17 protein-coding genes and 2 tRNA genes are annotated in these 19,306 nt (G+C 65.7%); 16 read left to right on the top strand and 3 right to left on the bottom strand.

Translation table 11 applies throughout. The annotated features are described in order from the left end of the window. Positions 1-2 precede the first annotated feature (2 nt). The 12 genes from nuoN to AC5P68_RS06235 all read left to right on the top strand — a co-directional run bounded on the left by nuoN (position 3) and on the right by AC5P68_RS06235 (position 13,216). The gene (nuoN, locus tag AC5P68_RS06290) at positions 3-1,463 is read left to right on the top strand and encodes an NADH-quinone oxidoreductase subunit NuoN (protein WP_005410451.1); all 1,461 of its coding nucleotides are present in this window, start codon (positions 3-5) and stop codon (positions 1,461-1,463) included. 129 nt (positions 1,464-1,592) lie between these two features. Next, a tRNA-Met gene (locus AC5P68_RS06285) sits at positions 1,593-1,669 on the top strand. 82 nt (positions 1,670-1,751) lie between these two features. Further along, positions 1,752-1,828, top strand: a tRNA-Met gene (locus tag AC5P68_RS06280). Positions 1,829-2,194: 366 nt separating this feature from the next. After that, on the top strand, positions 2,195-2,785 hold the full coding sequence (gene rimP / locus AC5P68_RS06275; protein WP_005410450.1) for a ribosome maturation factor RimP: 591 nt from the start codon (positions 2,195-2,197) through the stop codon (positions 2,783-2,785). A 4-nt stretch (positions 2,786-2,789) separates the two neighbouring features. Further along, positions 2,790-4,301, top strand: a complete 1,512-nt coding sequence (gene nusA / locus AC5P68_RS06270) for a transcription termination factor NusA (RefSeq protein WP_005410449.1) — start codon at positions 2,790-2,792, stop codon at positions 4,299-4,301. 92 nt (positions 4,302-4,393) lie between these two features. Next, positions 4,394-7,039 carry a translation initiation factor IF-2 gene (gene infB, locus AC5P68_RS06265; protein ID WP_049402312.1) on the top strand — a complete coding sequence of 882 codons (2,646 nt, stop codon included), beginning with the start codon at positions 4,394-4,396 and terminating at the stop codon, positions 7,037-7,039. 124 nt (positions 7,040-7,163) lie between these two features. Then, the gene (rbfA, locus tag AC5P68_RS06260) at positions 7,164-7,547 is read left to right on the top strand and encodes a 30S ribosome-binding factor RbfA (protein ID WP_005410447.1); all 384 of its coding nucleotides are present in this window, start codon (positions 7,164-7,166) and stop codon (positions 7,545-7,547) included. A 107-nt stretch (positions 7,548-7,654) separates the two neighbouring features. Further along, entirely contained in the window at positions 7,655-8,563 is a 909-nt protein-coding gene (gene truB / locus AC5P68_RS06255; RefSeq protein ID WP_033835144.1) for a tRNA pseudouridine(55) synthase TruB, read from the top strand. Between the two features lie 171 nt (positions 8,564-8,734). After that, complete coding sequence (gene rpsO, locus AC5P68_RS06250; RefSeq protein ID WP_005410445.1) at positions 8,735-8,995, top strand: 30S ribosomal protein S15; 261 nt, start codon at positions 8,735-8,737, stop codon at positions 8,993-8,995. Positions 8,996-9,146: 151 nt separating this feature from the next. Next, positions 9,147-11,255 carry a polyribonucleotide nucleotidyltransferase gene (gene pnp, locus AC5P68_RS06245; RefSeq protein ID WP_033835143.1) on the top strand — a complete coding sequence of 703 codons (2,109 nt, stop codon included), beginning with the start codon at positions 9,147-9,149 and terminating at the stop codon, positions 11,253-11,255. A 287-nt stretch (positions 11,256-11,542) separates the two neighbouring features. Continuing rightward, positions 11,543-12,733: a glycoside hydrolase family 18 protein gene (locus tag AC5P68_RS06240; RefSeq protein WP_164227411.1), complete on the top strand. Its 1,191-nt coding sequence runs from the start codon at positions 11,543-11,545 to the stop codon at positions 12,731-12,733. Between the two features lie 90 nt (positions 12,734-12,823). Next, positions 12,824-13,216, top strand: coding sequence for a VOC family protein (locus AC5P68_RS06235; protein WP_005410442.1), 393 nt, complete (start codon positions 12,824-12,826; stop codon positions 13,214-13,216). Positions 13,217-13,345: 129 nt separating this feature from the next. On the opposite strand, the gene AC5P68_RS06230 is transcribed toward AC5P68_RS06235, so the two are convergent. From AC5P68_RS06230 to AC5P68_RS06220, 3 genes are read right to left on the bottom strand one after another with little or no spacing between them, the layout of a single operon-like run. Beyond that, entirely contained in the window at positions 13,346-14,905 is a 1,560-nt protein-coding gene (locus AC5P68_RS06230) for a PepSY-associated TM helix domain-containing protein (protein ID WP_414497975.1), read from the bottom strand. Positions 14,906-14,915: 10 nt separating this feature from the next. Continuing rightward, positions 14,916-15,179 carry a hypothetical protein gene (locus AC5P68_RS06225; protein ID WP_033835141.1) on the bottom strand — a complete coding sequence of 88 codons (264 nt, stop codon included), beginning with the start codon at positions 15,177-15,179 and terminating at the stop codon, positions 14,916-14,918. Further along, positions 15,179-15,475, bottom strand: coding sequence for a hypothetical protein (locus AC5P68_RS06220; RefSeq protein ID WP_005410439.1), 297 nt, complete (start codon positions 15,473-15,475; stop codon positions 15,179-15,181). The genes AC5P68_RS06225 and AC5P68_RS06220 overlap by 1 nt, the downstream gene beginning before the upstream one ends. Positions 15,476-15,903: 428 nt before the next feature. Between AC5P68_RS06220 and thrS the strand changes: the two genes are divergently transcribed. From thrS to rplT, 4 genes are all read left to right on the top strand, one after another. Continuing rightward, the gene (thrS, locus tag AC5P68_RS06215; RefSeq protein ID WP_005410438.1) at positions 15,904-17,805 is read left to right on the top strand and encodes a threonine--tRNA ligase; all 1,902 of its coding nucleotides are present in this window, start codon (positions 15,904-15,906) and stop codon (positions 17,803-17,805) included. A 48-nt stretch (positions 17,806-17,853) separates the two neighbouring features. Continuing rightward, positions 17,854-18,396 (top strand): translation initiation factor IF-3, encoded by a 543-nt coding sequence (infC, locus tag AC5P68_RS06210; protein ID WP_005410437.1) that lies wholly within the window; start codon positions 17,854-17,856, stop codon positions 18,394-18,396. Between the two features lie 264 nt (positions 18,397-18,660). Then, complete coding sequence (gene rpmI / locus AC5P68_RS06205; protein WP_005410436.1) at positions 18,661-18,858, top strand: 50S ribosomal protein L35; 198 nt, start codon at positions 18,661-18,663, stop codon at positions 18,856-18,858. An 11-nt stretch (positions 18,859-18,869) separates the two neighbouring features. Continuing rightward, the gene (gene rplT / locus AC5P68_RS06200) at positions 18,870-19,229 is read left to right on the top strand and encodes a 50S ribosomal protein L20 (protein WP_005410435.1); all 360 of its coding nucleotides are present in this window, start codon (positions 18,870-18,872) and stop codon (positions 19,227-19,229) included. Positions 19,230-19,306 lie beyond the last annotated feature (77 nt).

Raw genomic sequence — 19,306 nt, 5'->3', positions numbered from 1 at the left:
TGATGACCACCTCGCCGCTGCTGCCATTGACCGCCGCTGACCTGCCACCGCTCGCTCCCGAGCTGGTGCTGATCGGCAGCGCCTTCGCCCTGATGATCCTCGACCTGTTCGTCAGCAACCGGAACAAGATCGTCACCCACCTGTTCTCGCTCGCTGCGCTGGCCGTGGTGCTGTTCATGCTGGCCACCGGCGTGGGCGGGCAGGGCGAGGTCTTCCATGGCATGTTCGTGCGCGATACTGCCGCGGACGTGATGAAGACCGGGATCGTGCTGCTCAGCGGCCTGACCCTGGTCTACGGCTGGCGCTACCTGCGTGACCGCAACCTGTTCCAGGGCGAGATCCCGGTGCTGATCCTGTTCGGCACCGCCGGCATGATGATCCTGGTCTCGGCCGGCAGCCTGCTGATGGTCTACCTGGGCCTGGAGCTGCTGGCGCTGTGCTCCTACGCACTGGTTGCCAGCAACCGTGAGAACGGTCTGGCCTCGGAAGCAGCGATGAAGTACATCGTGCTGGGTTCGCTGGCCTCGGGCCTGCTGCTGTACGGCATGTCTCTGATCTACGGCGCCACCGGCAGCCTGCACCTGGACGTCATCCGTGACGCCATCCCGCACTCGGAAGAGCGCGTGCTGCTGATCACCGGTGCGGTGTTCATGATCGCCGGCGTCGCCTTCAAGCTGGGCGCCGCACCGTTCCACATGTGGCTGCCGGACGTGTACCAGGGTGCCCCGGCACCGATCGCACTGTTCATCAGCTCGGCGCCGAAGCTGGCCGCCTTCGGCATGGCCTACCGCCTGCTGGAAATGGGCGTGGGTCCGCTGTCGACTGAACTGCAGCTGCTGATCGCCGGCCTGGCCGCGGTCTCGCTGGTCATCGGCAACCTGATGGCCATCGCGCAGAGCAACCTCAAGCGCATGCTGGCGTTCTCCACCGTCTCGCACATCGGCTTCCTGCTGATGGGTATCGCCGGTGGTGGCGCGCAGGGCTATGCCGCCGCGCTGTTCTACGCACTGGCCTACGCCATCATGTCCACCGCCGCCTTCGGCGCGATCATCGCGCTGTCGCGTGCCGGTTTCGAAGCCGAGAACATCGAGGACTTCAAGGGCCTCAATGCCCGCAACCCGTGGATGGCCGGCCTGGTGCTGTGCATCATGGCGTCGCTGGCCGGCATTCCGCCGTTCCTGGGCTTCTGGACCAAGCTGGCGGTGCTGGGCGCGGCCGTCAACGGGGGCCTGCTGTGGCTGGCCATCCTCGGCGTGCTGTGTGCCGTGGTCGGCTGCTTCTACTACCTGCGCGTCATCAAGGTCATGTACTTCGATGAGCCGGTGGGCGAGGCCATGCCGCGCAGCAACGACCGCGTGCTGGGCCTGGTGCTGGGCGTGAACGCGCTGGCGCTGCTGGCGCTGGGCCTGGCCTGGAACCCGATCATGGTCTGGTGCCAGCAGGCATTTGCGCATCTTGCATAAAAGTTGACACAAAGCTGCGCGATTCGTGTAATATGCGCAGCCTGAGTTGTCACTGCAGCGGTTCAGCCAGAACATCGTTGCGGTCGCCCTCCTCGAAAGAGAGCAGGGCAGCAGTTCAAACACTACCGGTGCGGGGTGGAGCAGTCTGGCAGCTCGTCGGGCTCATAACCCGAAGGTCGCAGGTTCAAATCCTGCCCCCGCTACCAACTTCAGATCGGCGCCAACCGGTTTGATGAATGAGGGAAAGCTTGCATTTTTTGGAGCCAACGCTCATAATTCCGCTTCTGATGCGGGGTGGAGCAGTCTGGCAGCTCGTCGGGCTCATAACCCGAAGGTCGCAGGTTCAAATCCTGCCCCCGCTACCAAGTAAAGAGATCGCCTTCGAAGTCCTGCTTCGAAGGCGTTTTTCTTTGGGTGGCTGCGTCGTTTCTGCGTGATCGGGGTCAGCTCCCTTTTCCGCGGGAAAGGGATCTGACCCCGGGCCCGCACCTTGCACCAGCGCGGTGCAGCCGCTATCATCAGCGGCCTAGCAGTACCCCTGAAGGCGGCCTCCCGGCGGGAGTCCGGACCCGGAAGGAGGGCCGCAACCGGCAGGCACTGCAGGTTGCAACCGGAATCCAGTCACCGGAGTCTTTCCGGAAAAGGGGCCCAGCGGGCCCTTTGTCGTTTCCGGGGCGTCATGTTTTCACGCCGGCCAAGGCCGGCACCCAACCAAGAGATCAAGGCAGGCTGTGAGCGACAAGGCAACCGACATCGCGAATCTGCTCGCCCCGACCGTTGTGTCGCTGGGCCTGGAGCTGCTGGGCGTTGAGTATCTGCCGGCCCCCGGCGGTGCGACCCTGCGCCTTTACATCGACGTGCCGCTGGCTGAACAGCCCGAGCGCATCATCAATGTCGACGACTGCGAGCGGGTCAGCCGCGAAGTGTCGGCGCAGCTGGACGTCGAAGACCCGATCAGCGGCAATTACACGCTGGAAGTGTCCTCGCCGGGCGTGGATCGCCCGCTGTTCAACCTGGAGCAGTTCGCTCGCCACCAGGGTGAATCGGCCAAGGTCACGCTGAAGCTGCCGCAGGACAACCGTCGTCGCCTGCAGGGCCGTATCGAAGCGACCGACGAGGCCGCAGGCACCATCACCTTCATCGTCGACAAGACCGAAGTGGTGGTGTCGGCCGACAACATCGACAAGGCACGGATCATGCCCGACTGGGTGGCGCTGGGGCTGGCCCCGAGCAAGCCGACCGGTCCGGCGCCGAAGCGTCCGAAGCCGAACACGAATTCTTCTTCCAACGAGCCGGCGGCAAAGAAGCCGCGCGCGGAGTGAGCCAATGAGCAAGGAACTGTTGCTGGTAGTCGACGCGGTCGCCAACGAGAAGGGCGTGCCGCGTGAAGTGATCTTCGATGCCATCGAGGCCGCCCTGGCCTCGGCAGCGAAGAAGCGCTATCCCGACGAGGAAGTGCTGACCCGCGTGGTCATCGACCACAAGGATGGCAGCTACGAAACCTTCCGCCGCTGGGAAGTGGTGGCCGACGACGTGGTCATGGAATCGCCGGACCGCCAGATCCGCCTGATGGACGCCGTCGACGAGGCCGAAGGCGTGGACGTCGGCGACTACATCGAAGAGCAGATCGAGAACCCGGACTTCGGCCGCATCGCCGCCCAGGCCGCCAAGCAGGTCATCGTCCAGCGTGTGCGCGAAGCCGAGCGCCAGCAGGTCGTGGATGCGTGGAAGGATCGCGTCGGCGAACTGATCACCGGTGTGGTCAAGCGCGCCGAGCGCGGCAACATCTATGTCGACCTCGGTGGCAATGCCGAAGGCTTCATTCCGAAGGACAAGGGCATTCCGCGCGACGTGCTGCGCGCCGGTGACCGCGTGCGCGGCTACCTGGCCGAAGTCCGTTCGGAACCCCGTGGCCCGCAGCTGTTCATCAGCCGCGCCGCCCCGGAATTCATGATCGAGTTGTTCAAGCTGGAAGTGCCGGAAGTCGGCCAGGGCCTGGTGGAAATCAAGGCCTGCGCACGTGATCCGGGCGACCGCGCCAAGATCGCCGTGCTCGCCCACGACCAGCGCACCGATCCGATCGGTGCCTGCATCGGCATGCGCGGTTCGCGCGTGCAGGCCGTGTCCAACGAGCTCAATGGCGAGCGAGTGGACATCGTGCTGTGGAACGACAACCCCGCCAACTTCGTCATCAACGCGATGGCGCCGGCCGAAGTGCAGTCGATCATCGTCGATGAAGACAAGCACTCGATGGACCTGGCCGTTGCCGAAGATCGCCTGGCCCAGGCGATCGGCAAGGGCGGCCAGAACGTGCGCCTGGCCAGCCGCCTGACCGGCTGGCAGCTCAACGTGATGACCCAGGACCAGGTCACCGCCAAGTCGGAGGCCGAGCAGGCTTCGGCCCGCCAGCTGTTCATGGACAAGCTGGAAGTGGACGAGGAAATCGCCGGCATCCTGGTCAGCGAAGGCTTCGGCACCGTCGAGGAAATCGCATATGTCCCGGTCGGCGAACTGCTGGCCGTGGAAGGTTTCGACGAAGACATCGTCGAAGAGCTGCGCGCTCGTGCCCGCGATGCGCTGCTCAATGAGGCCCTGGCAGTCGAAGAAGGCCTTGAAGACGGCCAGCCGGCGCAGGACCTGCTGTCCCTGAAGGGCATGGACGAAGCCACCGCATATGCGCTGGCCGGCCACGGCGTGCGTACCAGCGAGGACCTGTCCGACCTGGCCGCCGACGAGGTCATGGACTTCGGCATCGAAGGACTGGATCAGGCGCGCGCCGCTGCGCTGATCCTGGCCGCCCGTGCCGAAGAGATCGCCCGACTGGAACGCGGCGAATGAGCCGGCAATGAACAGGGCCCTGAGCCGCTCAGGGCGTAGAATCCGCGCCACCTCCAGATGCGGGGGGGCGCCCACAAGATCATAGGATCCGAATGTCGCAGCAAACCACCATCCGCAAGCTTGCCGAACTGGTCAACACGCCGGTCGAAAAACTGCTGGAACAGCTGGCCGGTGCCGGCATGAAGTTCAGCGGTCCCGACCAGGTCGTGACCAGCTCCGAGAAGGTGAAGCTCCTGGGCTTCCTTCGTCGTTCGCACGGCAAGCCCGAGCAGGCCCCGGAAGAGAGCGATCAGTCTGCAAAGAAGATCACGCTCAACCGCCGGAAGCAGCAGGAAGTGACGGTCAATTCCGGTCGCAGCAAGACGACCGTGAATGTCGAGGTGCGCCAGAAGCGCACCTACGTCAAGGATGGTGCGCGCGCCATGACGCCGGACGAAGAGCGCGCCGACATCCTGCGCAAGCTGGAAGAGTCGCGCGCCCGCAACCTCGCCGAACAGCAGGCCCTGGCCGAGAAGGATCGTCTGCGCGACGAAGCCATCGTCCGTGCCCGTGAGGAAGAGATTGCGGCCAAGGAACGCGCAGAGGCCGAGAAGAAGGCTGCCGAGGAAGCTGCGGCCGCCGCCAAGGCTGCCGAGGCACTGGCGGCCACCAAGCCCAAGCGCGCTCCGATCGATGAAACCGCGCCGCGTCCGCCGCGCACGCCGGCCGCCGCTCCGGCTGCGCCGCGCAGTGCGCCGCCGCCGCCGCGCAACGACGACCGCAACAACCGCAGCGCGTCGCGCAACGAGCGTGGCCCGGGCGACCGTTTCGCCGGCCAAATGCACCTGTCGGCTGCCGACCGTGCGCGTCGTGGCAACAGCAACAACAGCAACACCCGTGGTCGGCCGGGTGGCCGTAACCAGGCCGGTGGCCGTCGCGACATGTCGCGCGGTGGCAACAATGCCGGCCCGCACGCCTTCGAGCGTCCGACCGCGCCGGTGGTGCGTGAAGTGGCGATCGGCGACACGATCACCGTGGCCGACCTGGCGCAGAAGCTCGCGCTGAAGGGCGGCGAGGTGGTCAAGGCGCTGTTCAAGATGGGCGTGATGGCCACCATCACCCAGTCCATCGACCACGACACCGCCGCGCTGGTGACCGAAGAACTCGGCCACAAGGCGATCCGTGCCAACGACAACGACGCCGAGGACGCACTGCTGGCCTCGACCGGTGAAAACCAGGGCGAAGCCACCCAGCGTCCACCGGTGGTCACCATCATGGGCCACGTCGATCACGGCAAGACCTCGCTGCTGGATTACATCCGCCGCACCAAGGTCGCCACCGGCGAAGCCGGCGGCATCACCCAGCACATCGGTGCCTACCACGTGGATACGCCGAAGGGCGTGATCAGCTTCCTGGATACCCCGGGCCATGCTGCCTTCACCTCGATGCGTGCCCGCGGCGCCAAGCTGACCGATATCGTGGTGCTGGTCGTGGCCGCCGATGACGGCGTCATGCCGCAGACCAAGGAAGCGATCCAGCACGCCCGTTCGGCGGGTGTGCCGCTGATCGTGGCGATCAACAAGATCGACAAGTCCGACGCCGACCCGATGCGGGTCAAGAACGAACTGCTGTCCGAGCAGGTCGTGGCCGAAGATTTCGGTGGTGACACCCAGATGGTGGAGATCTCGGCCAAGACCGGCCTGGGCATCGACGATCTGCTGGACGCCATCTCGATCCAGGCCGAACTGCTGGAACTGAAGGCCGTCGACGAAGGCCGCGCCTCGGGCGTGGTGATCGAATCGTCGCTGGACAAGGGCCGCGGCCCGGTCGCTACGGTGCTGGTGCAGCAGGGCCGCCTGAAGAAGGGCGACTACCTGGTGTGCGGCATCCAGTACGGCCGCGTGCGTGCACTGTTCGATGAAACCGGCAAGCAGCCGGAATTCGCCGGCCCGTCCATCCCGGTGCAGGTCCTGGGCCTGTCCGGCGTGCCGGAAGCCGGTGACGACTTCGTGGTGGTCGAGGACGAGCGCCTGGCCAAGGACGTTGCCCAGCAGCGTGAGACCAAGCGCCGTGAATCGCGCCTGGTCGCCACCGCCGGCAGCCGCATGGAAGACATCATGGCGACCCTGGGCAAGGGCGAGGGCCAGCAGGTCCTCAACCTGGTCATCAAGGCCGACGTGCAGGGTTCGGTGCAGGCCCTCAGCCAGGCGCTGGTGGCGCTGTCCAACGAAGACATCCGCATCAACGTGATCCACTCCGGCGTGGGCGGCATCACCGAATCGGACGCCAACTCGGCGGCCGCTTCGAAGGCCACCGTCATCGGCTTCAACGTGCGTGCGGATGCTTCGGCCCGTCGCATCATCGAATCCAACGGCGTGGACCTGCGCTACTTCTCGATCATCTATGACGTGATCGATCAGGTGAAGCAGGTGGCCTCCGGTCTGCTGGGCGTGGAGATCCGCGAAGAGATCATCGGTATCGCCGAGGTCCGCGACGTGTTCCGCAGCTCCAAGCTGGGCGCCGTTGCCGGCTCGATGGTCATCGAGGGCGTGGTCAGGCGCAACAAGCCGATCCGCGTGCTGCGCGACAGCGTGGTGATCTTCGAGGGCGAGCTGGAATCGCTGCGTCGCTTCAAGGAGAACGTCGAGGAAGTCCGCAACGGTACCGAGTGCGGTATCGCGGTGAAGGCTTACAACGACGTCAAGCCGGGTGACCAGATCGAGTGCTTCGAGCGTATCGAAGTGCCGCGCACCCTGTAATGCTGCACTGGACCGCCCCTCACGGGTCGGTCCGCCCCCTGGTGGGGCCCGACCTTGGTCGGGCCGCTCCTCCTGGTAGGACCCGACCTTGGTCGGGTCACATTCAAATCGAGAGCCCGACCGCGTGCCCAAGACTTTCCATCGAACCGACCGTGTCTCCGCCCAGTTGCGCCGTGAACTCGGCACCCTGGTGCACAACGCCGTGCGCGAGCATGGGTTGCCCTCGGTGAGCGTGTCCGACGTGGAAATCACCCGCGACATGGCCCATGCCAAGGTGTTCGTCACCGCGCTGATGCCGGAACGTTCGGCCGAAGCCGTGGCCGGCCTGAAGGAGCTGGGCTACCGCCTGCGCATGGACCTGGCACGCGCGATGAAGCTGCGCCACGTGCCGGAGCTGCATTTCCACTACGACGACTCGGTCGACCGTGGTGAGCACATCGACAACATCCTGCGCGACCTGCCCGATACGCTGGCCGCGGAGAAGCGTCGCGAGAGCGACGAAGAATAACCGCGTGGCGCCGGGCATGCCCGGCGTTGTTGCATTCCGGCTGCGCGATGTCTGATGCAGACCGCGCTGCGGCAGTCGAGCATGGCTCGACCCTACAAAATTCTGCCATGACCCGAATTCAGTTCCGCCGCCTGGATGGCATCCTGCTGCTCGACAAGTCGACCGGCATGAGTTCCAACGCCGCCCTGCAGGTAGCCCGCCGCCTGTTCCGCGCCGAGAAAGGGGGGCACACCGGCAGCCTTGACCCGCTGGCCACCGGCCTGCTGCCGCTGTGCTTCGGCGAGGCAACCAAGATCGCCGGCCTGCTGCTCGGCTCGGCCAAGGCCTACGACGCCGAGATCGTGCTGGGCCAGACCACCGATACTGACGATGCCGAAGGCCAGGTGCTGCTGCAGCGCCCGGTGCCGGCCATCAGTGCCGAAGCGCTGCAGGCCGCACTGGCGGGGCTGACCGGCAACATCCGCCAGCGTGCCCCGATCTATTCGGCGCTGAAGCAGGGCGGTGAGCCGCTGTATGTGAAGGCCCGCCGCGGCGATGTCATCGAAGCGCCCGAACGCGAGGTGCAGGTACATGCCATCGAGGTGCTGGAGCAGCAGCCGGAACGGTTGCGGCTGCGCGTGACCTGCGGCTCCGGCACCTACATCCGCAGCCTGGCCCGCGACCTGGGCGAGACGCTGGGCTGTGGTGCCCACATCAGCGCACTGCGCCGGCTCTGGGTCGAGCCGTTCCGTGAGCCGGTAATGGTCACCCTGGACCAGCTGCGGGCGATGGTCGAGGCGGGTGACGAGGCGGGCATGGACGCGCTGCTGCTGCCGCTGGCGGCCGGCCTGGCCGAGTACCCGCGGGTCGACCTGGATGCCGACCAGGCCCACCGCTTCTGCGTCGGCCAGCGCCAGCGCGATCTGTCCTGGCCGCGTGGCCTGGTGGCGGTGTTTGGTCCGGACGACGCTGTCCAGGGCCTGGGCCAGGTCGACGAAAGCGGCCTGCTGGCCCCGCAGCGTCGTTTCAACCTCTGACGGGCCCGGGCGGTTCAGCCCCGGTCCTTGTCCCGGAAGCCCCCGACCGTTACAATTTCGCGGCCGTTTTCCGGCAGCCTGCCTGGCGCAGGTTTCATCCTCGTAGTCCACGGCGAGCCTGGCGGTGCGCGAAGCGCGTTCCTGCCGGCCACGCATCACAGAGAAAAAGAAATGTCGATCGACACCCAGAAGGTCATTGAAGACAACAAGCGCAGCTCGGCTGACACCGGCTCCCCGGAAGTCCAGGTTGCGCTGCTGACCGCCCGCATCGAACTGCTGACCGGCCACTTCAAGACCCACAAGAAGGACCACCACAGCCGCCGCGGCCTGCTGCAGATGGTCAACCGCCGTCGCAGCCTGCTCGACTACCTGAAGAAGAAGGACGTCGAGCGCTACAAGGCCCTGATCGAGAAGCTTGGCCTGCGTCGCTAAGCAACGAATCCCCCGCGGCGCAGCGATGCGCCGCGGTTTTGTTTTGTAGTACCGCAATCCCCGATTCAGGCCGGAACGATCCGGCCACCCGCTGGCGGCAAGGGTCGCCGACGGTCCAAATTCGCAGACAGCATCCCCAAGGACACCCTCCGTGGCAAAAATCACCAAAACCTTCCAGTACGGCAAGCACACCGTCACGCTTGAGACCGGCGAAGTCGCCCGTCAGGCCAGCGGCGCCGTCATCGTCAAGATGGACGACACCGTACTGCTGGTCACCGCCGTCGCCGCCAAGAGCGCGCGCGAAGGCCAGGACTTCTTCCCGCTGACCGTCGATTATCAGGAAAAGTTCTACGCCGGCGGCCGTATCCCGGGTGGTTTCTTCAAGCGTGAAGGCCGTGCGACCGAGAAGGAAACCCTGATCTCGCGTCTGATCGACCGTCCGATTCGTCCGCTGTTCCCGGAAGACTACAAGAACGAAGTGCAGATCATCGCCACGGTCATGTCGTTGAACCCGGACGTGGACGGCGACATCCCGGCCCTGATCGGTGCCTCCGCTGCCCTGGCCCTGGCCGGCACCCCGTTCATGGGTCCGATCGGCGCTGCCAAGGTCGGTTACAAGAACGGCGAGTACATCCTGAACCCGACCGTCAGCGAACTGGCTGACTCGCAGCTGGAACTGGTCGTCGCCGGTACCTCCAACGCCGTGCTGATGGTTGAATCCGAAGCCGCGCTGCTGTCCGAAGAAGTGATGCTGGGCGCCGTGACCTTCGGTCACCGCGAAATGCAGAAGGTCATCAACGCGATCAACGAGCTGACCGTCGAAGCCGGCACCAAGCCGTCGACCTGGGAAGCCCCGGCCAAGAACGACGCGCTGATCTCCGCCCTGAAGGAAGCCATCGGCCCGCGCCTGGGCGAAGCCTTCCAGGTGCGTGACAAGCTGCAGCGCCGCGACGCCATCTCGGCAATCAAGAAGGACGTGTTCGAAACCCTGGCTGGCCGCGTGGCCGCCGAAGGCTGGAACCCGGCCGAGCTGTCGAAGGAATTCGGCGAGCTGGAATACCGCACCATGCGTGACTCGGTGCTGGACACCAAGGTCCGTATCGACGGCCGTGCGCTGGACACCGTTCGCCCGATCGCCGTGAAGACCGGTGTGCTGCCGCGTACCCACGGTTCCTCGCTGTTCACCCGTGGCGAAACCCAGGCCATCGTGACCATCACCCTGGGCACCGCCCGTGACGGCCAGGTCATCGACGCCGTTGCCGGTGAGTACAAGGAAAACTTCCTGTTCCACTACAACTTCCCCCCGTTCTCGGTGGGTGAGTGCGGTCGCATGATGGGCCCGAAGCGCCGCGAAATCGGCCACGGTCGCCTGGCCAAGCGCGGCGTGCTGGCTGTCATGCCGTCGCTGGAAGCCTTCCCGTACACCATCCGCGTCGTCTCGGAAATCACCGAGTCGAACGGTTCCTCGTCGATGGCCTCGGTCTGCGGCTCGTCGCTGGCCCTGATGGACGCCGGCGTGCCGGTGAAGGCTCCGGTGGCCGGTATCGCCATGGGTCTGGTCAAGGAAGGCGAGCGCTTCGTCGTCCTGTCCGACATCCTGGGTGACGAAGATCACCTGGGCGACATGGACTTCAAGGTCGCCGGTACCGCTGAGGGCATTTCCGCCCTGCAGATGGACATCAAGATCGAAGGCATCACCGAAGAGATCATGAAGCAGGCCCTGCAGCAGGCCAAGGCTGGCCGTCTGCACATCCTGGGCGAAATGGCCCACGGCCTGACCGCTCCGCGTGAAGAGCTGTCGGACTACGCGCCGCGCCTGCTGACCATCAAGATCCACCCGGACAAGATCCGCGAAGTGATCGGCAAGGGTGGTTCGACCATCCAGGCCATCACCAAGGAAACCGGCACCCAGATCGACATCCAGGACGACGGCACCATCGTCATCGCTTCGGTCAACGCCATCGCTGCGCAGGCCGCCAAGGCCCGCATCGAGCAGATCACCTCGGACGTCGAACCGGGCCGCATCTATGAAGGCAAGGTCGCCAAGATCATGGACTTCGGTGCGTTCGTCACCATCCTGCCGGGCAAGGACGGTCTGGTCCACGTGTCGCAGATCTCCAGCGATCGCGTCGAGAAGGTCGGCGACGTGCTGAAGGAAGGCGATGTGGTCAAGGTCAAGGTGCTGGAAGTCGACAAGCAGGGCCGTATCCGCCTGTCGATGAAGGCCGTGGAAGAAGGCGGCGCCGCCAGCGCCGAGTAATCGACCTCCGGTCAATTACGGTAGGTGTCAACCTTGGTTGACACGCTTCTGGAATCGCTGAATTGAAAAAGCGGGCTTCGGCCCGCTTTTTCTTTGCCTCGCTGTTATGAAGAACCGCGCACCCAGGTCGTTGAATGTCCTGCCGCGGTGCACGAGAGGCGCTACGCAGCCATCGTTCTGTCGCGGTTGCGCGGATCGCACCTGTCCACTGGACGACATGCCGCGACAACCATCCCGCAGCTCCATCCGTTTGCTAACGTGGCTGCGCCTTCGAACCGGGAGATCCCATGTTCCGCCAGACCGTGGCCGTCCTTGCCGTGCTGATTGCCGGCGCCCTGCCCATTGCCTTGCATGCCGCGCCCGCACAGCCGCCGATCTTCGGTGCCTACTACCCCGGCGGCTCGGCCGAGCGCTACCCGGTGTCGAGCATTCCGGCCGAGCGCCTCACCCACCTGTTCTACGCGTTCTCCACCATCAAGGACGGCCGCTGCACGGTCGGCGCCGAAGCGCCGAAGAATTTTGCTGCGCTGGCCAAGCTGAAGAAGGCGCACCCGCATCTGCGCACGCTGATCTCAATTGGTGGATGGGGCGCAGGTGGATTCTCCGATGCAGCGCTGACCGAGGCCAGCCGCAAGCGCCTGGTCGACTCGTGCATGGCGCTGTTTTTCGACCGCCATGCCGGCAGCTTCGATGGCGTGGACATCGACTGGGAGTTCCCGGTCAGTGGCGGACCGAACGAGCTGGCGCACCGCCCGCAGGATCGTGCCAACCTGACCCGGCTCGCGCAGGCGTTCCGCGTGGCACTCGACGCGCACGAGTGCAAGGAGCGACAGCCGATGCTGCTGACCGCCGCGCTGGCCGCCGGTCGCCTGCAGACCGATGGCCCCTACGATCCAGCAGCGAGCTACGACCTGCCGGCGTTGGCCAAGGTGTTCGATTTCATCAACCTGATGAGCTACGACATGGGCACCGGTTTCTCGGCGGTGTCGACCTTCAATGCGCCGCTGCATGAAGTGCCGGCCGATCCGCTGGCCCCGGAGCTGCGGCGCTGGAACAACGTGGCCGGCGCGGTGCAGTACTACCGCGAGCACGGCGTGCCGGCCGAGAAGCTGGTGCTGGGCGTACCCTTCTACGGGCGCGGCTTCAAGGTCACCGGCGATGCAGCGGATGGGCTGTACCAGTCCTACAGTGCGCCGGCCGATGCCGGCGACTGGCGGGTGATCAAGGCGCGCTATCTCGATCAGCCGGGTTGGACGAAACACTGGCAGCCGCAGGCGCAGAGCCCGTGGCTGTACAGCGCCGGGCAGAAGATCTTCATCAGCTATGAAGACCCGCGCTCGATCGGCCTGCGTGCGCAGTTCGCCCGTGAGCAGGGCCTGGCCGGGGTGTTCATGTGGGAGCTGACCGGCGACGACGAACAGGCCAGCCTGCTCAACGCCATGCTGGGCCCCTGGCAGAAGGCGCGCATCGGCGATTGAGCTGCATCAGGCGATGCCCGGCGCAATGCCGCAATGCCACTGGCCCAACCCCGCACAGCATCGCCACGCCCGCAGCGTTACGCTGCGGGCATGATCCATCTTGAACGCCTGGACCACCTGGTCCTCACCGTCGCCGACATCGACCGCAGCTGTGATTTCTACCAGCGCGTGCTCGGCATGCAGGTCGTGCGCTTCGGCGCGGGTCGTACCGCGTTGCAGTTCGGCCAGCAGAAGATCAATCTGCATGCGGCCAGTGCTCCACTGCAGCCGCATGCGCTGCGGCCCACGCCGGGCAGTGCCGACCTGTGCCTGGTCACGCGCATGGCGACAGTCGATGTGCTGTCCCACCTGCAGGCGCAGTCCGTTGCAGTGGAGGAGGGGCCGGTTGCACGCACCGGCGCGCTGGGGCCGATCGAATCGGTGTATTTCCGCGACCCGGATGGCAACCTGATCGAAGTGAGTCGTTACCCCGGCGAGGCATGATCCTGCTTGGGTAGCGTCGAGCTTGCTCGACGGTGCTTGGCGCGAAATCAACAGCTGTCGAGCAAGCTCGACGCTACAGGGGGCGTTGCGCGCAATGGTAGTTAGCGCCGGGGCATGCCCGGCGAAGGCTCAGTTGGCCCAGACGCTGTTGGGATCGCCGTTGCGGGCGCGGCGCTGGCTGGCCACTGCCAGGCGGGCGAAGCCGAAGGCCATGGCCAGCGCGATGGCGTCGACCCAGAACAGCGGCCAGTGGCCACGCGCGGCGGCGCGCCAGAGCCAGTCACCATTGAGTGCGCCGTGCAGCACCGGTACCAGCGCGGTACTGATCGCCGCCGCCCACAGCAACTCGCGTGCGGCCTGCGCCGGGCGTCGCAGCGCGGCCCACAGCGCACAGGCCGCCCAACTGCCGAAGCAGGCCCAGCGGATGCCGCGATCGACCGCCGTCGGCGCCAGCCGCTCCAGCACCAGCGCGGTGACGAACGCGACCGAGATCGCCACGCACAGGCCGATGCACACGCCGACCGTCGCCCGCGCCATGTTCACCCCGGCGCGCGGCTGCTGCGGCTGGCGACGCTTGCGCCGCGACTCGATCCACAGCAGGTTGCCCGAATAGAACAGGAACGCACCGCCAAGGCCGAGCAGGAAGTACAGCCAGACCACCACGCCGTTGCCGAATTCGCCGAAGTGCAGCGCGTAGGCGGCGCTGAGCGTGGCGTGGTTGGCGTCGCGCTGGCCCGGCAGCTGCGAGGCCAGAACGTCGCCGGTGGCCACGTCCAGCGCCACCGCGCCAAGCGTGCCGAGCGTGCCGGTGGATTCGCCGGTGATCTCGATGGTGGCATTGGCATCGCCGGCATTGGCCAGCTTCAGGTAGGCCGGCTCGAAGTTGGCCACGCCCTGTGCGCGGGCGACTTCAAGCGCGCGCGCATGCAGCACGCGCAGGCTGCCCGGCGGTGCCGGAATGCCACTGGCATCGCGCACGGGCGCGGTGTCCATCGCCGTCGGCACCGCCTGCAGCGCCTTGCCGTCGTAGATCAACGGGTTGAGCAGGGCCATCTGCACGAACACCAGGCAGAGCAGGGCACCAGTGACCGCGAACATCAGGTGGAAAGGCAGGCTGAGCACGCCGATCACGTTGTGCGCGTCCTGCCACAGCTGCTTCAGGTTGCGGCCCGGACGCAGCGCGAACAGGTCGCCGAGCAGCTTCGGCAGATGGATCACCAGGCCGCTGAGCAGTGCCATGCCGTACAGCAGGCTGACAATGCCCATCACGTAGATCCCGGCCACGGGCAGGCCGAGGCTGTAATGGAGCTCGTTGACCAGTTCGGCCAGTCCGGTCTGCGGTGGTGTGGGGCTGCCGGCGATCTGGCCGGGCCAGGCATAGCGCCAGCTGCCGTCATCGGCCTGCCAGTATGCAAGCGGCTGCGGGTGTTCGGCGCCGGGGAAGGTCATGCCGACGTGGCGGCGTGCCTCCGGATGCGCAGCCAGCACGTCTTCCAGCAGGTACTGCGCATCGTCCAGCCCGGCGGGCAGTGCGGTGGCGGCTCCCGGGGTCTGCCACAGTGGCAGGTCGTGATGGAACAGGGTCAGCGCACCTGCGTAGAAGGCCACGAACAGGCCGAAGCCCGCCACCAGGCCGACCCAGGTATGCAGGGTGGTGAACGTGCGCAGGGTCTGCGAACTGAACTTCATGGGAGAGGTCTCATTGCACCGCGCCGGTCAGGCGCAGCAGCCCGAGCATGGCGAAGCCGGCGGCGGCGCTGCCACCCAGCACCAGCCAGGCGCGCAGCGCGCTGCGGAAACTGAACGCCCACAGGGCGGCCAGCATCCACAGCGGGATGAAAGCGATCAGGGTCGGCACCAGCGCCCGCTGCCAGGGGCCGGGCGGTACCCATGCCAGCAGGCCGGTCGCGGCCGCGGCCAGGAAGAAGCCGGCCACGACGCCAGCGAAGGCGCGCGGCCACATCAGGGCGACTCCGTGCCGGGACGGTGCCAGGCGGCCAGCGCCGGCAACAGCATCGCGGCCAGCATCCAGGTGCACAACATCGCCACCAGGCCGGCGGCAAAGCCGAGCTCGGCCATCCACAGCCACAGCGCGGCGGCAGCGGCGACCAGGCCGATCTGGCGGCCCAGGCGGCCGGCGCGGCGCAGGCGCGGCCAGCGACAATGCGGCGAAGCGGCATAGAAGGCCAGCGCCGAGAACATCGCTGCCAGCATGCCCAGGCTGCAGAAGCCGAGCGTGGAAAGGCCGACGGTGATCATTGCGGGCGGCCGGCGCGGCAGCGGGCCGGCGAACGCGGGGCACGGGCGGGGCCGGCGGAAGCCGGTCGGAGCGGGTGGCGCATCACGGGGTCCTGGGGGAAAGCGGGCAGGCTGGCACGGGGCGGGCTGCGCGGACATGGTAATCATTGCGTTTTCACGCCGCCAGCGCCGGCCATTCAGCGGACCGCACGGCAGCCCTTGGGCTTTCCGGTGCGCTGGTTTAAGATCGTCGCAGACTCCTGACTGGAACAAGGTGGCCCGCGCCCAGCGCCGGCCGAGCGTGCGACATGAGCACTACCACCGCCCACTGTTGACCTGCCCCCGAAGGCCCTGTGTTCCAGGCGCCCTCGCGGCGCTTTTTTATTGCCCGGGCGCCGCCCCGGAACGCTTTCCAGCCCGCCCAGCGGGCCCCGCACGAAGCCACTGCGATGATCAACATTACTCTTCCCGACGGCAGCCGCCGCGAGTTTGAAAACCCCGTCAGCGTCATGGAGGTCGCCCAGTCGATCGGCGCCGGCCTGGCCAAGGCCACCATCGCCGGTGCCGTGGATGGCGTGCTGGTCGATGCCAGCGACGTCATCGACCACGATGCCAGCCTGCGCATCATCACCGCCAAGGACGAGGAGGGCGTGGAAATCATCCGCCACTCCTGCGCCCACCTGGTCGGCCACGCCGTCAAGCAGCTCTACCCGGACGTGAAGATGGTGATCGGCCCGGTGATCGCCGAAGGCTTCTATTACGACATCTACTCCGAGCGCCCGTTCACCCCGGACGACATGGCCGCGATCGAGAAGCGCATGGGCGAGCTGATCGCCCAGGACTACGACGTCATCAAGAAGATGACCCCGCGCGCCGAAGTGATCGAGATCTTCAAGGCCCGTGGCGAGGACTACAAGCTGCGCCTGATCGAGGACATGTCCGACGACATCCAGGCGATGGGCATGTACTACCACCAGGAATACGTGGACATGTGCCGTGGCCCGCACGTGCCGAACACGCGCTTCCTGAAAGCCTTCAAGCTGACCCGCATCTCCGGCGCCTATTGGCGCGGCGACGCGCAGAACGAGCAGCTGCAGCGCATCTACGGCACCGCCTGGGCCGACAAGAAGCAGCTCGAGGCGTACATCAAGCGCATCGAAGAAGCCGAGATGCGCGACCACCGCCGCATCGGCAAGCAGCAGGACCTGTTCCACCTGCAGGAAGAAGCACCGGGCCTGGTGTTCTGGCACCCGAAGGGCTGGGCGCTGTGGCAGGTGGTCGAGCAGTACATGCGCAAGGTCTACCGCAACAGCGGCTATGGCGAAGTGCGCTGCCCGCAGATCCTGGACGTGAGCCTGTGGAAGAAGTCCGGTCACTGGGACAACTACCAGGACAACATGTTCTTCACCGAATCGGAGAAGCGCACATACGCGGTCAAGCCGATGAACTGCCCGGGCCACATCCAGGTGTTCAACCAGGGCCTGCACAGCTACCGCGACCTGCCGATCCGCTATGGTGAGTTCGGTTCCTGCCATCGCAACGAGCCGTCCGGCGCGCTGCACGGCATCCTGCGCGTGCGTGGCTTCACCCAGGACGACGGCCACGTGTTCTGCACGGAAAACCAGATCGAGTCGGAAGTGACTGCCTTCCACCAGCAGGCGCTGGCGGTCTACCAGCACTTCGGTTTCGACGAGATCCAGATCAAGATCGCGCTGCGCCCGGAATCGCGCTTGGGTGACGACGCCACCTGGGACAAGGCCGAAGGCGCGCTGCGCTCGGCGCTGACCGCCTGTGGCGTGGAATGGCAGGAGCTGCCGGGCGAGGGCGCCTTCTACGGCCCGAAGATCGAGTACCACCTGAAGGATGCCATCGGCCGTACCTGGCAGCTGGGCACCATGCAGGTGGACTTCATGATGCCGGGCCGCCTGGGCGCCGAGTACGTGGACGAGAACAGCCAGAAGAAGCACCCGGTCATGCTGCACCGCGCCATCGTCGGCTCGATGGAGCGCTTCCTGGGCATCCTGATCGAGCACCATGCCGGTCAGTTCCCGGCCTGGCTGGCGCCGACCCAGGTGGTGGTGGCCAACATCACCGACGCCCAGGCCGACTACGTCTCGGGCGTGACCAAAACCCTTGCGGAGCAAGGCTTCCGCGTCAGCTCGGATTTGCGTAACGAGAAGATCGGCTATAAAATCCGCGAGCATACGTTGCAGCGCGTGCCCTACCTGCTGGTCATCGGTGACCGCGAGAAGGAAAATGGGGCTGTGGCGGTGCGTACGCGTTCTGGCGAAGACCTGGGCAGCATGAGCCTGCAGGCCTTCATCGAGCGGCTCCACGCCGAGGGCGCGTAAGCAAAGGTCCGGTCCGGGCGCACAGGCACCCGGACCGGTTCGATACCCTTGGGAGAACGTAATATCAGCACCCCTGACAACAAACAGAACCGCAAGAATCAGGAAATCCGTGTGCCGCGCGTCCGCGTGATCGGCAGTGACGGAGAAATGATCGGCGTGTTGTCGCGCGACGAAGCGCTGTCCATGGCCGAAGATGAAGGCCTGGACCTGGTCGAGATCCAGCCGCAGGCCGATCCGCCGGTCTGCAAGATCATGGACTTCGGCAAGTTCAAGTTCGAAGCGCAGAAGAAGGCCAGCGAGGCCAAGAAGAAGACCAAGCAGGTCGAGATCAAGGAAGTGAAGTTCCGTCCGGTCACGGACGAGGGCGACTACCAGATCAAGCTGCGCAAGATGCGCGGGTTCCTCGAAGATGGTGACAAGATCAAGGTCAACATCCGTTTCCGTGGCCGTGAAATGAGCCACCAGGAACTGGGCCGCGAAATGGCCAACCGGATCGAGACCGATCTGGGCGAGGACATCGTCATTGAATCCCGTCCGCGCCTGGAAGGGCGTCAGATGGTCATGATGATCGCGCCGAAGAAGAAGACCTGAGGCCTGACGGGCCGCCTTCCGGGGCGCCTGGCTGAAGGGTTCAGGTAAGGGGACGCCGCTGGCGTCCCTTTGCTTTTGCAGGACGCCGGTGAATCGCCGGTAAAGGGTTGCAGGGGCTGGTGGCAGGGCGGTTTTGCCTGTATCATGCCCGGCTCGACCCACCCAGGACGGGTCGTACGCCGATCATGGCAGGACGGAAAGAGCGGCCCAGCCCGCCGCCAGATCAGTCAGAAACCAGGGTCATATCCCATCAAGGACATTGCAATGCCCAAGATCAAGACCAACCGGGCAGCGGCCAAGCGTTTCCGCAAGACCGCCTCGGGCAAGTACAAGTGCGGCCACGCCAACCGTAGCCACATCCTCACGAAGAAAGCGACCAAGCGTAAGCGTAATCTGCGTCAGACGGGCCATGTCCGTGCAGAAGACGCAGGCCGTCTGGACCGCATGCTCCCTTACCTCTGAGGAACTGAAAAATGGCACGAGTTAAGCGTGGCGTACAGGCGCGTCGCCGCCACAAGAAAATCCTGGATCTCGCCAAGGGCTATTACAACGCCCGCCGCAAGGTCTTCCGCGTCGCCAAGCAGGCGGTCATCAAGGCACAGCAGTACGCCTACATCGGCCGTAAGCAGAAGAAGCGCAACTTCCGTTCGCTGTGGATCACCCGTATCAATGCGGCTGCCCGCATCAACGGCCTGAGCTACAGCCGCTTCATGAACGGTCTGCTGAAGGCCGGCATCACCCTGGATCGCAAGGTCCTGGCTGACATCGCCGTGCACGACGCAGCCGGTTTTGCTGCGCTGGCCGAAAAGGCCAAGGGCGCGCTGGCGGCATAAGTCCTTCCCGATGCCGTAACCGTTCACTCGGACGGTGTCAGGTCAAGGCAATGCATGGGGAAGGGCGCAAGTCCTTC

This window comes from Stenotrophomonas sp. YJH_SMC_58, assembly GCF_059369635.1.
This window is presented reverse-complemented; position numbering and strand designations above follow the sequence as displayed.

Coding starts and splice junctions, on each gene's coding strand:
- nusA (WP_005410449.1), top strand. CDS start 2,790: ATGAGCAAGGAACTGTTGCTGGTAGTCGACGCGGTCGCCAACGAGAAG.
- rplT (WP_005410435.1), top strand. CDS start 18,870: ATGGCACGAGTTAAGCGTGGCGTACAGGCGCGTCGCCGCCACAAGAAA.
- AC5P68_RS06220 (WP_005410439.1), bottom strand. CDS start 15,475: ATGATCACCGTCGGCCTTTCCACGCTCGGCTTCTGCAGCCTGGGCATG.
- nuoN (WP_005410451.1), top strand. CDS start 3: ATGACCACCTCGCCGCTGCTGCCATTGACCGCCGCTGACCTGCCACCG.
- truB (WP_033835144.1), top strand. CDS start 7,655: ATGACCCGAATTCAGTTCCGCCGCCTGGATGGCATCCTGCTGCTCGAC.
- rpmI (WP_005410436.1), top strand. CDS start 18,661: ATGCCCAAGATCAAGACCAACCGGGCAGCGGCCAAGCGTTTCCGCAAG.
- AC5P68_RS06240 (WP_164227411.1), top strand. CDS start 11,543: ATGTTCCGCCAGACCGTGGCCGTCCTTGCCGTGCTGATTGCCGGCGCC.
- AC5P68_RS06230 (WP_414497975.1), bottom strand. CDS start 14,905: ATGAAGTTCAGTTCGCAGACCCTGCGCACGTTCACCACCCTGCATACC.
- rpsO (WP_005410445.1), top strand. CDS start 8,735: ATGTCGATCGACACCCAGAAGGTCATTGAAGACAACAAGCGCAGCTCG.
- AC5P68_RS06235 (WP_005410442.1), top strand. CDS start 12,824: ATGATCCATCTTGAACGCCTGGACCACCTGGTCCTCACCGTCGCCGAC.
- AC5P68_RS06225 (WP_033835141.1), bottom strand. CDS start 15,179: ATGTGGCCGCGCGCCTTCGCTGGCGTCGTGGCCGGCTTCTTCCTGGCC.
- thrS (WP_005410438.1), top strand. CDS start 15,904: ATGATCAACATTACTCTTCCCGACGGCAGCCGCCGCGAGTTTGAAAAC.
- infB (WP_049402312.1), top strand. CDS start 4,394: ATGTCGCAGCAAACCACCATCCGCAAGCTTGCCGAACTGGTCAACACG.